The organism is Sphingomonas sp. ERG5 (assembly GCF_000803065.1).
Lineage (GTDB): Bacteria > Pseudomonadota > Alphaproteobacteria > Sphingomonadales > Sphingomonadaceae > Sphingomonas.
Genome location: NZ_JSXI01000018.1, coordinates 238,188 through 251,538 on the forward strand (window position 1 = coordinate 238,188; position 13,351 = coordinate 251,538).

A 13,351-nucleotide genomic window follows, 5' to 3' on the forward strand; every position below is an offset into this window, starting at 1 on the left:
CTGGCGCGCCGGTGGAACCTTGGCGGCATCCCGACCATATAGGCATGATGGCAAAGCTCGGCGACTGGATCGATCCGCAACCGCACGGCATCTATGTGAAACCCGCCGACATCTGGGTCGATCCCGCGCAGCCCAGCCCGCGCGCGCTGGTCACGCACGGCCATGCCGATCATGCGCGCGGCGGGCATGGCGCGGTCTGGGCGACGCGCGAAACGCTGGCGATCATGGAAACGCGCTACGGGCCGCAACCCGGTCACCCCGTCGCCTATGGCGAGATGCTCGATCTCGGCGCGGTCAAGGCGACCTTTGTGCCCGCCGGCCATGTCCTTGGCTCGGCGCAGATCCTGCTCGAACATCGCGGCGAGCGCATCGTCGTGTCGGGCGATTACAAGCGCCGCGCCGACCCGACCTGCGCCCCGTTCCAGCCGGTCACTTGCGATGTGTTCATCACGGAAGCGACCTTCGGCCTGCCCGTGTTCCGCCATCCCGAAACCGGCGATGAGATCGACAAGCTGCTGGCCGCGCTCCACGCCAATCCCGATCGTTGCGTGCTGGTCGGCGCTTATGCGCTGGGCAAGGCGCAGCGCGTGATCCGCGAGTTGCGCGACCGCGGTCATGCCGCGCCGATCTATATCCATGGCGCGATGCAGCGGCTGTGCGATCTCTATGTCGAACTGGGCGTCGATCTTGGCGTGCTGATCCCGGCGACCGGCGTGGCGAAGGCGGCGATCAAGGGGCATATCGTCGTCGCGCCGCCCTCCGCGCTCAACGATCGCTGGTCACGCCGCCTGCCCGATCCGATCACCGCGATGGCGAGCGGCTGGATGCGCGTGCGCCAGCGCGCGGTGCAGCGCAATGTCGAGCTGCCGCTGATCCTGTCGGACCATGCCGATTGGGACGAACTGACCGACACGCTGACCGAAATCGCGCCGAAGGAAGTCTGGGTCACGCATGGCCGCGAGGATGCGCTGGTGCATTGGTGCCAGACGCGGCAGATCAAGGCGCGCGCGCTGGCGTTGGTCGGTTATGAGGATGAGGATGATTAGAGTTTGATCCAGCTGCGCTGAAGCACGGCACCGGCCCGCTCCCCCACCCGGCCACCCATTCAGCATATTCTGTGGGTGGCCGGGTGGGGGAGCGGGCCGGTGCCGTCTTGCCGGATCAAACTCTAGCGCGCCGCGGCAGCGCGGTGCGCGACAAGATCCTCGAACAGCCACGCCTCGGCTTCGCCCGGATCGGTGAAGCATTGCGCCGAGCGTGATCCGATCGCGCGAATCAGCTGCATCCGCGCCAGTGACGAGGCGACGACAAAGGCAAGCCGGCGCGACCGATAGGCGGGATCGGCCAGCACCGAATGGAAATGGCCGACCACGTCCTGCGACTGGATTTTCATCTCGCGCAGATCGTTGATCGTCACGTGCTGGTTCGGCCCGCAGCGCAATCTGGCGTGCGTGGCACGCCGCGCAGCGAGAAAATCCCCGATTCGTGCCGGGGTGAAAAAGCCGCTCATCCGGATCCTGATCAGATCGCGCAAGGGGTCGACATCGATGGAAAAGGTCCCGTTCATATGACATTTGATACGGGGCGACCGCTACGAAATTACTAATGAGCAAAGGGAGATAGGGGCGGACTGCGGCGTCGGGGGCGGCCCGCCGTCAGGCCGCGACTTCGCTTGCCTCGTACAGGCTGATCGCGTCGCTGGCTGACGCGAGCTCGCGCACCGCTGCGATGAACTCGACCGATCCGGGCTGGACGAAATGAGTCTTGAGCGAGGCCATGTCGCGCCAGCGTTCGTAGAAGAACAGGCGCAGCGGATTCTCGCAATCGACCTGCACCGAATGGCTGATGCAGCCATCCTCGGTGCGCGAGCGGTGGACATGGTCAAGGCTCGCCTGGCGCAGCGCGTCGACTGTGTCCGGCTTTGCCGTGACGCTTCCCGTGACGATGATCATCTGCGCGTCTCCCCTGCCGAGTCCTTCAGGATCAGCGTGATCGCCGATATATATGCCCGCGAAGGACAGTTTCATGCCGCCCCTTCCAGCGCCTTGGCGCGCCGCCGCTGCACCGAGCTGCCGATTCCCAGAGCCTCGCGATATTTGGCGACGGTGCGCCGCGCGATATCGAAGCCCTTGGCGTTGAGCAGTTCGACCAACGTGTCGTCGGACAGGATCTTGTTCCCCTCCGCGCCGATCAGCGCGCGGATCGCGCTCTTGACTGCCTGGGCCGACACCGCGTCGCCGCCATCGGACGATTGAATCGCCGAGGTGAAGAAATATTTGAGCTCATACAGGCCACGCGCGCAGCTCATATATTTGTTGCTGGTCACTCGGCTGACGGTCGATTCGTGCATCTCGATCGCATCGGCGACCTGGCGCAGGGTCATCGGCTTCAGATGCGCGACGCCGTGCAGGAAGAAAGCTTCCTGTTGTTTGACGATCTCGGTCGCCACCTTGACGATGGTGCGCTGGCGCTGGTCGAGCGCCTTGACCAGCCAATTGGCGCTGGCGAGCATGTCGCTGAGCCAGGCCTTGGACGCCTTGTCCTGATGCCCGCCCGACAGTTCGACATAATAGCTGCGATTGACCAGCAGGCGCGGCAGGGTCGCGGCGTTGATTTCGATCCCCCAGCCATCCTTGCGTCGCGCGACGAAGATGTCCGGGGTCACCGCCTGCGCCGGCTCGCCGCCGAAACGGCAGCCCGGCTTGGGATCATAACCGCGCAGCTCGCGAATCATGTCCGCCATGTCCTCGTCATCGACACCGCACATCCGCTTCAGCCGCGCCAGGTCGCCGCGTGCGAGCAAGTCGAGATTGTCGATCAGCCGCGCCATGCACGGATCATAGCGGTCCGCTTCCCTGGCCTGCAGCGCGAGGCATTCGGCCAGGTCGCGCGCGCCGACCCCGGTCGGATCGAACGTCTGGATCGTCATCAGCACGGCTTCGACTCGCGCCAGCGCGACACCGAGGCGGTTGGCGATTTCAAGCAACGGCACGGTCAGGTAGCCGCACTCGTCAATCTGGTCGATCAGATGCGCGGCAATGAACATGTCGGGACCGTCGACCACTGGTCCCGCCTGGGCGAGAAGGTGATCGGCAAGACTAAGCCCGGTATCGGCGAAGCTGTCGAAATCGGGGCCATCCTCGCTTCCGCCACCGGCGCTGCCGCCGGTCAGCCCGAGTGCGCCGTCCATGCCGGCGCCGCCGGCCTGGTCGGACGGACTGTCGTGATGGAAGCTTTCGGCGGTGAAATCGACGTCGAGCGACGCCTCGCCGGTGGTATCGCCCCCCATCAACAATTCGTCGGCACTGGCCGGTTCGTCACGCGGTGCGGCGAATTCCTCCACTGGCGCATCGCGGTCCAGTGCGGGACCATCATCCTCGGCCGCGCCGCTTTCGAGCAGCGGATTCTTCTCGATTTCCTCGGCGATGAAGCCCTCGACTTCGAGATTCGACAGCGCAAGCAGGCGAATCGCCTGCTGCAATTGCGGCGTCATCACCAGCGATTGCGACTGACGCAGATCGAGGCGCGGCGCGAGACTCATGGGATGAGCGCCACCAGGGCGTCACCGCATCTTCCGTTCGCTTCAAGCCCTTTGGCTGCCTGCTCAAGGCAGGCGCCGAGGATAAATGTGGGTCGCTCCGGGGCCGACGTCGCGAAGCCTGCGCGAGCGGCCTGTTTCTCGACTGCGCTCGAAACGAACGGAGTAAGGTTGAGATGTGCCGTCATAAGGTCAGAGCGAAAAGCCCTCGCCGAGATACAGCCGCCGCACATTCGCGTCGGCAACCAGCTCGGCGGGCGAGCCGGTGAACAGCACCCGGCCATCATAGATGATATAGGCGCGATCGACGATATCGAGCGTCTCGCGGACATTGTGATCGGTGATCAGCACACCGATGCCGCGTTCCTTCAACTGGCAGACCAGGTCACGGATATCGGCGATCGAGATCGGGTCGATGCCGGCGAACGGCTCGTCGAGCAGCATGATCGAGGGGTCGGCGGCCAGGGCGCGGGCGATCTCCGCACGGCGGCGCTCGCCGCCCGACAGCGCCATCGCCGGCGCATCGCGCAGCCGCGTCAGGCCGAAATCGTCGAGCAGCTTCTCCAGCCGCTCGGCGCGCGCCGCCTTGTCGGGCTCGGCCAGCTCGAGCACGGTCAGGATATTCTTCTCGACCGACAGTCCGCGAAAGATCGACGTTTCCTGCGGCAGATAGCCAAGGCCGAGGATCGCGCGGCGGTACATCGGCAAGCCGGTGATATCGTCACCGTCCAGCATGATGCGGCCCGAATCGGGCTTCACCAGGCCCATCACCGAATAGAAGCAGGTCGTCTTGCCCGCGCCGTTCGGACCAAGCAGGCCAATCACTTCGCCGCGACCGACCGTGACCGAGACGTCGGACAGCACCACGCGCTTGTCATAGGACTTGGCGATCGACACCACCGACAACCCGGTCATCGCGGGTGATTCATGGATCGGCGGGATCGTCTCGAGGATGGCGGTGTCGGTCATCGGCGCGTCCGTACTCGCATCATAGGGTTAGCAAAAGCTTGCCAAATCACGACTTGGCAAGCTTTGTGCATGTCTCCTTTGCCGCAGCGCGGCGCGTTAGGGAAGGGCGGGGCGGCGAAACGGCGGAAAAACGCGCGGCGCCGTGATCGTCAAAGGCGGTTCCGGCCCGCTCCGACCGGGATCAATTCCGTTTCGGTACCGAGAAACGGCCTGTCACGCGTCCGCTCGGCGCCGTGGTCGTGCTGCCGTCCGGGCTGGGCCGGGACCCGCCGACCGACGATCCGTCGATCACGGCGCGTCCGGTGTCGAGATTGATCGTGAGTCGCCCGCCATTGACGGTGTTGCCGCCCTGCACGAGCGTGACCGCGCCAAGCATGGTGATGATACGGCGGTTGAGGTCATAGACCGCGAACTGCCCGCGCGCACTCTGGTCGGGACGAGTCACGACGACGCTGCCCGATGCGTCGAGCCGCGAAACCTGTGGGCTGCCGTCGACCACCTGGCCGGTATAGGCGACCGTCATGCGCGCCGAATTGAGTGTCATCTCGGCTTGCTTGACCGACACGCTGCCCGACAGGATCGCGCGATTGGCCTTGTCCTGCAATTCGATATGATCGGCGCCGAAATCGATCGGCGCGTTCGAATTATGACGCGTCTGCGCCCCCGCGGCCGTAGCGGCAAGGGCGAGCGCGGGGGCGAGCGCGGGAACGCAAATGGCGAACAGGCGGGCGGGCGTGATCATGGGCGCCTATCTGTTCCTTCCCGGCACGATCCGCAAGCGCGCGTTGCCGTCGAGCGTCACGACATGCGTCTCGAGATCGGCTTTCATGCCATTGGCGCTGAACGTGCCTTGCGGCACCGTGCCGGTCACCGCGTTGTCGCTTTGCATCTTGCGCGTCTTCAGGTCGACCGTCGCATCGTTGGTGTCGAGCTGATAGCCGTTTGCGGCCTTGAACCGGATCGGGCCATCGACCGCGACCTGTTCGGTGTTCATATTATATCGCCCCTTGCCGGCCATCAGCGTCGCGGGCCCGTCGGGCAGGCTGATCGCCGCGGTCAGCGTCCTGAGCTGGACGATCGGTTCGCGCGAGCTCTGCTGTACGGCCGAGCCGGCGGTCAGCGCGAAGGGCTGACCCTTGCCGTCCTCGCCGCGATACATTGCCTTCTGGATGCGCAGCCGCTCCTTGGCGACCTCGACCTTGTTCTTGTCGAGCAGGAAACTGACCTCGGCCGTCGTGGTCAACGGCGCCATGACCAGAAAAGCGGCAAGGATGCCGATCCCGATCGGCAGCAGGATCTTCGACCCGGCGACGACGCGGTCATGGCTGCTGCCGGGCGCTGCCCAGACCTGCCGTTCCGACCGGACCCGGGCCGCGACCTCAGACATGCGCGAAAATATCTATTTCGGGCCAGCCGGCCAGGTCCAGCTCGGCGCGGGCGGGCAGGAAATCGAAACAGGACTGCGCGAGTGCCATGCGGCCCTCACGCTCCAGCCGGCGGTTCAACTCCTCGCGCATCGCATGGAGAAAGCGCACGTCGGACGCGGCATAATCCTTCTGCGCATCGCTCAGGACCGGGCCGCCCCAGTCGGACGATTGCTGCTGCTTGGAAATGTCCTGGCCAAGCAATTCGCGCACCAGCTCCTTCAGGCCGTGCCGGTCGGTATAGGTCCGCACCAGCCGCGAGGCGATCTTGGTGCAATAGACCGGCGCCGCCGTCACCTTGAGATAATGGCTGATCGCGGCGAGATCGAAGCGCGCGAAATGATAGAGTTTCACGCGGCTCCGGTCGGCGAGTAGGGCACGCAGATTGGGCGCGGCATAGTCGCTGCCGGGCGCGAAGCGCACGAGATGCTCGTCGGGGCCGCCATCGGACAATTGCACGACGCACAGCCGGTCGCGCGGCGTGATCAGACCCATCGTTTCGGTATCGACGGCAATGTCGGCACCGGGCGCGAACAGGTCGGCGGGAATGTCTTCTTCGTGAAAATGAACGGTCATGCGAATCGCCTAGCGGCGATTGTCCCGGTGCTCAATGGTCCGCTCAATGGTCAGGCGCCGTGGATCCTCCCGCCGCGGCACGCTTCTCGCGGCGGCGGCGGGCGAAGATGTTGAGCGTTTCGACGCCGGCGGAAAAGGCCATTGCGGTGTAGATATAGCCCTTGGGCACATGCACGCCGAAACCGTCGGCGATCAGGACCGCGCCGATCATCAGCAGGAAACCGAGCGCGAGCATCACCACGGTCGGGTTGCGCGCGATGAAACTGGCCAGCGGCGTGGCGGCGAACATCATCACGCCGACCGCGAAGATCACCGCGACGACCATGACGGGCAAATGATCGGTCATGCCGATCGCCGTAAGGATCGAATCGATCGAGAAGACCATGTCGAGCGCAAGAATCTGCACGATCGCGGAACCGAAGCTCAGCGCGACGCGGCCCTTCTTGTCGAGCTGCTCGCCCGATTCCTCGGGGTCGACACTGTGGTGGATTTCCTTGGTCGCCTTCCACAGCAGGAAGATTCCGCCGGCGATCAGGATCAGGTCGCGCCAGGAAAAGGCGGTTTCGTAACTCGGCACGCCATGGTCGCCGATCGGCCCGGTCAGTCCCAGGTCGAACACGGTCTGGGTCAGCCCGGCGATCCACGCGATCATCGACAGCAGCACGAGGCGCAGGCCCAGCGCCAGGCCGATGCCGAGTCGCCGCGCCTTGGCCTGTTGGTGTTCGGGCAGCTTGTTCGACAGGATCGAAATGAAGATGAGATTGTCGATGCCGAGCACGACTTCGAGCACGATCAGCGTGGCCAGCGCCGCCCAGACGGCGGGATCGGACAACAGGGCGATGATCGACATGCTGCCACTCTGTGCCGTTTCAGCCACATGCGCGCAAGCGGACGGTGTCTACCGTGCCGTAATTCCGACGAATTCATTCGCAGCACGGGTCTTTTTAGGCTAGACCGACTCGGTGGCACGATTGGTTTGGTGCCCGAAGACCTGCGCTTTTCGTCCGGCGCTCGGTTCTTGATAGGCGATTTGGGCGGACCGGGAAGACGAACAGGGCATGAGTTTCGATAAAGGACGCCGCGGGGATCGCGGTGGGCGTGGCCGCGATAAGCGCGATGGTTTCGGCGGCGACGATTTCGGTGGCGGCAGCAGCTTCGGCGGTGGCGATCGTTTCGGCGGTGGCGGCGACCGCTTCGGTGGCGGCGGTGATCGCTTCGGCGGTGGCGGCGGCGGCGGCGGTGGTTTCCGCAGCGGTGGTGGCGGCTTCGGCGGTGGTGCCGGTGGCGGCGCAGGCCGCGGCATGCCCCCCCAGGTCGTTGGCGAAGGCACGGGCGTCGTCAAATTCTTCAATGGTCAAAAGGGCTTCGGCTTCGTCGTTCGCGATGATGGCGGCGAGGATGTGTTCGTGCACATCAGCGCGGTCGAGCAGGCCGGCCTGACCGGTCTGGCCGAGGGTCAGCCGCTCGGCTTTACCCTGGTCGACCGCGGCGGCCGTATCTCGGCGACCGACCTCAAGATCGAGGGCGAACCGCTCCCCGTCACCGACCGCGGCCCGCCGCGCGATCGTGACGCGGCTCCGGGCGGTGCACCGCGCGGTGGCGCCGGTGGCCCGCAGCGCGAGCTGACTGGTGAGAAGGCGACCGGCACGGTCAAGTTCTTCAATGCGATGAAGGGCTTCGGCTTCATTCAGCGCGACGACGGACAGCCCGATGCGTTCGTGCACATCTCCGCGGTCGAACGCGGCGGCATGACCAGCCTCAACGAAGGCGACCGGCTCGAATTCGAGCTCGAAGTCGATCGTCGCGGCAAATATGCGGCGGTGAACCTCACGTCGATCGCCTGAGCGGGCGACTCGGATGAATTGAAAAGCCCGGCGTGCTGAAAGGCGCGCCGGGCTTTTTCTTTGTCCGGCGCATGTTGCGCGGCATCTCCGCGTCTTCCGCGCGACCCCTTTGCCGCTTTGACCGCCAGGGCAATGGCATTCGGCGGCATGCCAGTTCGATTCAGATCTCTTTCAACGGGCGTCATGACGGGTTTCCGGTGCGGGTGTCGCGCGTCGGTTAAAGCCGGTCCGACGGGCCTTGAATCAGCAGAACCGGAAAACACGCCGCCATGACGACTGCCGCCCATTTCCCGTTATTCCCGCAGCACACGCGAAAAACTCCCGTGCGGATCCATCAAAACTCCCGCAGCTTTTCCCGCAGACTCCCGCAGAACCCTCAAAAAGCATTTTCCCCCGGAAACTCCCGCAACAACTCCCGCAGCTGCGGGAATTTGGACTGCGGCTTCGGAACGCCATGATCCCGCCGATTCAACCCCACGTCTCGAACCCTTAGAGCGGTTTCGAGCTGGGTTGATCCACCGCCCCCGTTCGCCCTGAGCCTGTCGAAGGGCACGCGCAGCGCATGGGCTTCGACAGGCTCAGCCCGAACGGAGGGGGCGATTCCACCCAAGTCGAAGCCGCTCTAGTACCACTCCCAGACGGCATCTCCCGCGCCGCCGTCCCGCTCTTTCACATGACGAACACGACACTCACGTTCCTGGTCATTCCCGACGTGCCGGGCACCTTCGCCGCCGCTGGTCTGGCGATGATCGTGAAGATCGACGCCCCAACCTTCTTTCCGCCTGCGGAAGAGGCCTTGGGGGCGGGCCTGAACCGGCGGCAAATGGAGAATGCGGCGATCTAACCGACCAGGATCAGCGCCGCCCCAGCCAATATCCCCAGCACGCCGACCACTCGTCCCGGTGTTACCGGCTCGCGCAAGAACAGGATCGAAATGACCAATGCGGTCACCATGCCCGTCTCGCGCAGGGCGGCAAGTGGCGCGGTCGGCCCGAGCGAGAACGCGTAGAGCGCCATGCCATAGGTCAGGATCGAGAGCGTCCCCGCGATGACGCCGGGCTTCCATTGCCGCCGCGCCGCCGCGAAGATGGCCCCGCGTGAGAGGATGCCGAACATCACCACCACCACTGCGCCCATCTGGACGAACACCCATATGATATAGCTGGCCGGTGACGGTGCCGCGCGCACGCCGATCGCATCGACCACGGTATAGGCGGCGATCGACACCCCGGTGAGCAGCGACCAGCCCAGCGCCTCGCGACCGATATGCCTGCCCGCGATCATCATGAACATGGCGATCCCGATCACTGCGATCCCGGCGATCTGGGCGATCGTCGCATGGTCGCCGAGCACGCCGATCGTGACGCCGGCGGTGATCAGCGGCGCACTGCCGCGCAGCACCGGATAGACCGCCGAAAGATCGCCGACCGCATAAGCGCGGACCAGGGAATAAAGATACAGAGCATGGATCACCGCGCTCGCCGCCAGCCATTGCCACGCACCATGCGGCAGCGGCACCAACAAGGTCGCGGGCAACAGCACCAGCGCGCTGGTCCCATCGGTCACCGCCCGCCCCGAGGCCTTGTCCTTGCCGCCCTTGACGATCGCATTGACCACGGCGTGGACTGATCCGGAGGCGATCATGAGGATCGAGGCGAGAGCGAGGGGCGGCACCGGTCGGCGGTGGCGATACGGCGCGTTCGACGCAAGTCCAATGCGCGCGTTACACGATCAGCCGCTTCAACCCCGCTACCGTATCCGCCTCGGCCGCCGGCTTGTCGGTCCGAATCCGCGCGATGCGCGGAAAACGCATCGCGACGCCGGATTTGTGCCGTTTCGATTCGTGGATCGAATCGAACGCGATCTCCAGCACCAGCGTCTTCTCCACTTCGCGCACCGGGCCGAAGCGATTGAGCGTGTGGCCGCGCACGAACTTGTCGAGCATCTTCAGCTCCTCGTCGGTAATGCCCGAATAGGCCTTGCCGACGGGGAGTAATTCTCCGTCCTCGGTCCAGCAGCCAAAGGTGTAGTCGCTGTAGAAGGACGATCGCCGCCCCGATCCGCGCTGCGCGTACATCATCACGCAATCGGCGGTCAGCGGATCGCGCTTCCATTTGTACCACAGCCCGACGCGCCGCCCGGTGACATAGGGCGAATCGCGGCGCTTGAGCATGACGCCCTCGATCGCCGCATCGCGCGCGCCGGCGCGAATGCCCTCCAATGCGGTGAAATCATCCGCCTCGATCAGCTGGCTGACATCGAAGCGCTCTGGATCGAGAGTCTCGGCAAAGCGCTCCAGGCGCACCCGCCGCTCGGTCCAGGGCAGCTCGCGCAAATCCTCCGCCCGGTCGAACAGGATATCGTAGAGCCGCACGAATGCGGGATAATCGGCCAGCATCTTCGCTGAGACGATCTTGCGCCCGAGCCGCTGCTGCAGCGCATTGAAGCTCGCCGCCCCGCCGCCATCTTCCAGCGCGCCGCCCTGCGCATCGCCCTTCACCATCAATTCGCCATCGACCACGCCGATGCCGGAGAAGTCGCGTGCGACCTCGGGGAAGCTCGCGGTGATGTCATCGCCCGCTCGGCTGTAGAGCCGCGTCGCGCCCGCGACATGGATGATCTGGACGCGGATGCCGTCCCATTTCCACTCGGCGGCATAATCGGCGAGATCGACGCGAAGCGCCTCCAGCGGATGCGCCAGCATGAAGGGACGGAATACCGGCACATCGGCCGTGGTGGGCTGCTCGCCGCGCCCCTCGGCCCAGTCGAACAGCGGCGCATAGGGCGCGGAGAGGCCATGCCACACTTCCTCGACCGCTTCGACATCGATCCCGAATGCGGTCGCCAGCGCGGTTTTGGCCAGCCGTGCCGACACGCCGATCCGCAGCGCGCCGGTGGCCATTTTGAGCAGCGCGAATCGCTCCTCGGCATCGAGCCGGTCGAGCATCGACGCGAGCGCCGCCGGGGCGTCCGACCGGGACAGCGAATTGAGCGTATCGACCGCCTGGGCGATGGTCAGCGGCCCGCTCGCCTCGGGCGGCATCGGCGGGGTCGGCCAGAGCAGAGCCACCGTTTCCGCGCTGTCACCGACATAGTCGCGGCTCATGCGGTACAGCACCGGATCGACGCGTGCCTCGATCAATCCGCGAATCACCGCCGGCTTGACCGCGGGCAGATCGAGGTCGCCGGTCAGCGCCGCCATTGCCCAGCCCCGGTCGGGATCGGGCGTCGCGATCAGATAGTCGCCGATCAGCTTCAGCTTCGCATTGCGCGACCGCGTATAGATCAGCGAATCGAGAAGATCGGCGAAAGCGCGCATGATGCGACAACGCATGGCGCATCGCGGACGCTCCCGCTAGGGAGCCGGAATGCGCCGCCTGTTCCGCCGACTCCTCAAAGCCACCGTCTGGATCGTGGCGCTTGCGCTGCTGGTCTTCATCTTCGGCCTTCTTCAGGCGCGTCGCGACCCGGTGATTCACCAGGGTCGCCTTGGCCTGGCCGACTGGCCCAAGGGCGCGGCGCCGATTCGGGTGCTGCTGCTCAGCGATATTCACATCGGCAATTTGACGATGAACCGTGCACGGCTCGACCGCGTCGTCGACCAGGCGATGGTGCAGAGGCCCGACCTGATCCTGCTCGCGGGCGACTATATCTCCGGTTATGAAGCGGGGACCGCGCAAGCGGTCGCGCCCGATCTCATCGCCGCCTTGTCCCGGTTACGCGCACCGCTCGGGGTGGTCGCGGTACTTGGCAACCATGACTATTGGACCGATGCGGCGACGGTGCATCGCACGCTGGCCGCGGCCAATATCAAAGTCCTGATCAATGATGCGGTTCAGGTCGGGCCGCTGGTGGTTGGCGGCGTCGACGACAAGACGGCCAAGCAGGACGATATTCCCAGGACCGTGGCGGCGATGCGCCGGCTGACCGGTGCGCATCTCATCCTGACGCATTCGCCCGACATCGCCCTAGTGATGAGGAATGATGCACAGCCGATTCTGGCCGGCCATACGCATTGCGGACAGATCGTCCTGCCCTGGCTCGGGCCAGTCCGCTCGCTGCTCGACAGCCGCGAACATTATCCGTGCGATATGCTGTGGCAGGGGCGTCATGCGATGATCGTGACCGGCGGGGTCGGCACGAGCGTCTTCCCCATGCGTATCGGCGCGCCGCCCCAAATGTGGCTGGTAACGCTGGGCCCACGAACCGCGAGCCCAGCGCCCAGGTCATAGGCTAGTCGAGCGCGTTCTTGACGCCCTTGCCGGCGGCAAGGCCCATCAGCAGCAGCACGACGAATACGGCGATTGCGACGAAGAACAGGATCTTCGCAATGCCGATAAATGTACCGCCCAGGCCGCCAAAACCAAGCAGCGCGAGGACGAGTCCGATAACGAGGAAAGTGATGGCCCAGCGGATCATGTGACGTCTCCTATTATATGGAGGCGAAACGACCCGCCGGGCGACGTTGTTCCGATAAATTACTGAAAAATCAGGCCCCGCGGCTCGCTTCGAACAGGAACCAGGCGCGCTCCTCGGCCAGGTCGGTCCACTCGTCGAGAATCCCGCTGGTGGCATTGTCCTTTGCCGCGTCGACAATATCCTTGGCCTCGCGCAGTGCCTCGACGAGCTTCAGATTGTCCTCGCGCAATTCGATCAGCATGTCGGCGGCGGCGACGAATGCCGCGTCATTGTCCTTGATCGTCTGGTGACGCGCAATGTCGCCGATCGAGCGCAAGGTGGTATTGCCGGTCTTGCGCACCCGCTCGGCGATCGCGTCAGTGGTGCCGAGGATCTGCGTCGCCTGATCGTCGAGCATCAGGTGATAGTCGCGGAAATGCGGCCCCGACACATGCCAGTGGAAATTCTTGGTCTTCAGATACAGCGCGAAGCTGTCGGCGAGGATGCCGTTCAATGCCTCGGCGACCGACTTGGCGGCATTGGTCTTGATGTCGGTCGGAGTCTTCAGCGGTGCGGGGGGCGTTGCCATGTCCATGTCCTCG

At 64.9% G+C, this 13,351-nt stretch carries 16 protein-coding genes; 4 read left to right on the plus strand and 12 right to left on the minus strand.

The window, feature by feature from the left end:
• Positions 1 to 47 precede the first annotated feature (47 nt).
• Entirely contained in the window at positions 48 to 1,046 is a 999-nt protein-coding gene (locus OO12_RS06630) for a ligase-associated DNA damage response exonuclease (protein WP_034158004.1), read from the plus strand.
• Positions 1,047 to 1,168: 122 nt separating this feature from the next.
• Here OO12_RS06630 and OO12_RS06635 read toward each other — a convergent pair whose 3' ends face one another.
• The 8 genes from OO12_RS06635 to OO12_RS06675 form a co-directional block, all read right to left on the minus strand.
• Positions 1,169 to 1,567 carry a hypothetical protein gene (locus tag OO12_RS06635; RefSeq protein ID WP_034157839.1) on the minus strand — a complete coding sequence of 133 codons (399 nt, stop codon included), beginning with the start codon at positions 1,565 to 1,567 and terminating at the stop codon, positions 1,169 to 1,171.
• Between the two features lie 88 nt (positions 1,568 to 1,655).
• Positions 1,656 to 2,027: a putative quinol monooxygenase gene (locus tag OO12_RS06640; RefSeq protein ID WP_200887396.1), complete on the minus strand. Its 372-nt coding sequence runs from the start codon at positions 2,025 to 2,027 to the stop codon at positions 1,656 to 1,658.
• Positions 2,024 to 3,541 (minus strand): RNA polymerase factor sigma-54, encoded by a 1,518-nt coding sequence (gene rpoN / locus OO12_RS06645; protein ID WP_034157841.1) that lies wholly within the window; start codon positions 3,539 to 3,541, stop codon positions 2,024 to 2,026. The genes OO12_RS06640 and rpoN overlap by 4 nt, the downstream gene beginning before the upstream one ends.
• A gap of 189 nt (positions 3,542 to 3,730) precedes the next feature.
• Positions 3,731 to 4,507 carry an LPS export ABC transporter ATP-binding protein gene (gene lptB, locus OO12_RS06655; protein ID WP_052215596.1) on the minus strand — a complete coding sequence of 259 codons (777 nt, stop codon included), beginning with the start codon at positions 4,505 to 4,507 and terminating at the stop codon, positions 3,731 to 3,733.
• 181 nt (positions 4,508 to 4,688) lie between these two features.
• On the minus strand, positions 4,689 to 5,249 hold the full coding sequence (locus tag OO12_RS06660) for an LptA/OstA family protein (RefSeq protein ID WP_034157843.1): 561 nt from the start codon (positions 5,247 to 5,249) through the stop codon (positions 4,689 to 4,691).
• A gap of 6 nt (positions 5,250 to 5,255) precedes the next feature.
• The gene (lptC, locus tag OO12_RS06665; RefSeq protein WP_034157844.1) at positions 5,256 to 5,894 is read right to left on the minus strand and encodes an LPS export ABC transporter periplasmic protein LptC; all 639 of its coding nucleotides are present in this window, start codon (positions 5,892 to 5,894) and stop codon (positions 5,256 to 5,258) included.
• Positions 5,887 to 6,507 (minus strand): ribonuclease D, encoded by a 621-nt coding sequence (locus OO12_RS06670; protein ID WP_034157845.1) that lies wholly within the window; start codon positions 6,505 to 6,507, stop codon positions 5,887 to 5,889. The genes lptC and OO12_RS06670 overlap by 8 nt, the downstream gene beginning before the upstream one ends.
• Positions 6,508 to 6,550: 43 nt before the next feature.
• Complete coding sequence (locus OO12_RS06675) at positions 6,551 to 7,357, minus strand: TerC family protein (RefSeq protein ID WP_034157846.1); 807 nt, start codon at positions 7,355 to 7,357, stop codon at positions 6,551 to 6,553.
• A 208-nt stretch (positions 7,358 to 7,565) separates the two neighbouring features.
• On the opposite strand from OO12_RS06675, the gene OO12_RS29360 reads away from it, so the two are divergent.
• Positions 7,566 to 8,351, plus strand: a complete 786-nt coding sequence (locus OO12_RS29360; protein ID WP_034157847.1) for a cold-shock protein — start codon at positions 7,566 to 7,568, stop codon at positions 8,349 to 8,351.
• 673 nt (positions 8,352 to 9,024) lie between these two features.
• On the plus strand, positions 9,025 to 9,195 hold the full coding sequence (locus tag OO12_RS28450; protein WP_160296749.1) for a hypothetical protein: 171 nt from the start codon (positions 9,025 to 9,027) through the stop codon (positions 9,193 to 9,195).
• Here the strand turns inward: OO12_RS28450 and OO12_RS06695 are convergent.
• Both OO12_RS06695 and OO12_RS06700 read right to left on the minus strand, forming a co-directional pair.
• Complete coding sequence (locus OO12_RS06695) at positions 9,192 to 10,025, minus strand: DMT family transporter (protein ID WP_034157850.1); 834 nt, start codon at positions 10,023 to 10,025, stop codon at positions 9,192 to 9,194. The two genes, OO12_RS28450 and OO12_RS06695, sit on opposite strands and share 4 nt — an antisense overlap.
• Positions 10,026 to 10,074: 49 nt before the next feature.
• Positions 10,075 to 11,670, minus strand: coding sequence for a cisplatin damage response ATP-dependent DNA ligase (locus OO12_RS06700; protein WP_034158006.1), 1,596 nt, complete (start codon positions 11,668 to 11,670; stop codon positions 10,075 to 10,077).
• A 49-nt stretch (positions 11,671 to 11,719) separates the two neighbouring features.
• Between OO12_RS06700 and OO12_RS06705 the strand changes: the two genes are divergently transcribed.
• Complete coding sequence (locus OO12_RS06705; RefSeq protein ID WP_052215598.1) at positions 11,720 to 12,583, plus strand: metallophosphoesterase; 864 nt, start codon at positions 11,720 to 11,722, stop codon at positions 12,581 to 12,583.
• A gap of 1 nt (position 12,584) precedes the next feature.
• Here OO12_RS06705 and OO12_RS06710 read toward each other — a convergent pair whose 3' ends face one another.
• The gene (locus tag OO12_RS06710) at positions 12,585 to 12,770 is read right to left on the minus strand and encodes a DUF1328 domain-containing protein (protein ID WP_034157851.1); all 186 of its coding nucleotides are present in this window, start codon (positions 12,768 to 12,770) and stop codon (positions 12,585 to 12,587) included.
• Positions 12,771 to 12,840: 70 nt separating this feature from the next.
• On the minus strand, positions 12,841 to 13,338 hold the full coding sequence (locus OO12_RS06715) for a Dps family protein (RefSeq protein ID WP_034157852.1): 498 nt from the start codon (positions 13,336 to 13,338) through the stop codon (positions 12,841 to 12,843).
• Between the last annotated feature and the right edge of the window lie 13 nt (positions 13,339 to 13,351).

Excerpts from the sequence above, each read along its gene's own strand:
- OO12_RS06660 (WP_034157843.1), bottom strand. The coding sequence starts at position 5,249 with ATGATCACGCCCGCCCGCCTGTTCGCCATTTGCGTTCCCGCGCTCGCC.
- OO12_RS06630 (WP_034158004.1), top strand. The coding sequence starts at position 48 with ATGGCAAAGCTCGGCGACTGGATCGATCCGCAACCGCACGGCATCTAT.
- OO12_RS06710 (WP_034157851.1), bottom strand. The coding sequence starts at position 12,770 with ATGATCCGCTGGGCCATCACTTTCCTCGTTATCGGACTCGTCCTCGCG.
- rpoN (WP_034157841.1), bottom strand. The coding sequence starts at position 3,541 with ATGAGTCTCGCGCCGCGCCTCGATCTGCGTCAGTCGCAATCGCTGGTG.
- lptC (WP_034157844.1), bottom strand. The coding sequence starts at position 5,894 with ATGTCTGAGGTCGCGGCCCGGGTCCGGTCGGAACGGCAGGTCTGGGCA.
- OO12_RS06670 (WP_034157845.1), bottom strand. The coding sequence starts at position 6,507 with ATGACCGTTCATTTTCACGAAGAAGACATTCCCGCCGACCTGTTCGCG.
- OO12_RS06635 (WP_034157839.1), bottom strand. The coding sequence starts at position 1,567 with ATGAACGGGACCTTTTCCATCGATGTCGACCCCTTGCGCGATCTGATC.
- OO12_RS06715 (WP_034157852.1), bottom strand. The coding sequence starts at position 13,338 with ATGGCAACGCCCCCCGCACCGCTGAAGACTCCGACCGACATCAAGACC.
- OO12_RS06640 (WP_200887396.1), bottom strand. The coding sequence starts at position 2,027 with ATGAAACTGTCCTTCGCGGGCATATATATCGGCGATCACGCTGATCCT.
- OO12_RS06700 (WP_034158006.1), bottom strand. The coding sequence starts at position 11,670 with ATGCGCGCTTTCGCCGATCTTCTCGATTCGCTGATCTATACGCGGTCG.
- OO12_RS28450 (WP_160296749.1), top strand. The coding sequence starts at position 9,025 with ATGACGAACACGACACTCACGTTCCTGGTCATTCCCGACGTGCCGGGC.
- OO12_RS06705 (WP_052215598.1), top strand. The coding sequence starts at position 11,720 with ATGCGCCGCCTGTTCCGCCGACTCCTCAAAGCCACCGTCTGGATCGTG.
- OO12_RS06675 (WP_034157846.1), bottom strand. The coding sequence starts at position 7,357 with ATGTCGATCATCGCCCTGTTGTCCGATCCCGCCGTCTGGGCGGCGCTG.
- lptB (WP_052215596.1), bottom strand. The coding sequence starts at position 4,507 with ATGACCGACACCGCCATCCTCGAGACGATCCCGCCGATCCATGAATCA.
- OO12_RS29360 (WP_034157847.1), top strand. The coding sequence starts at position 7,566 with ATGAGTTTCGATAAAGGACGCCGCGGGGATCGCGGTGGGCGTGGCCGC.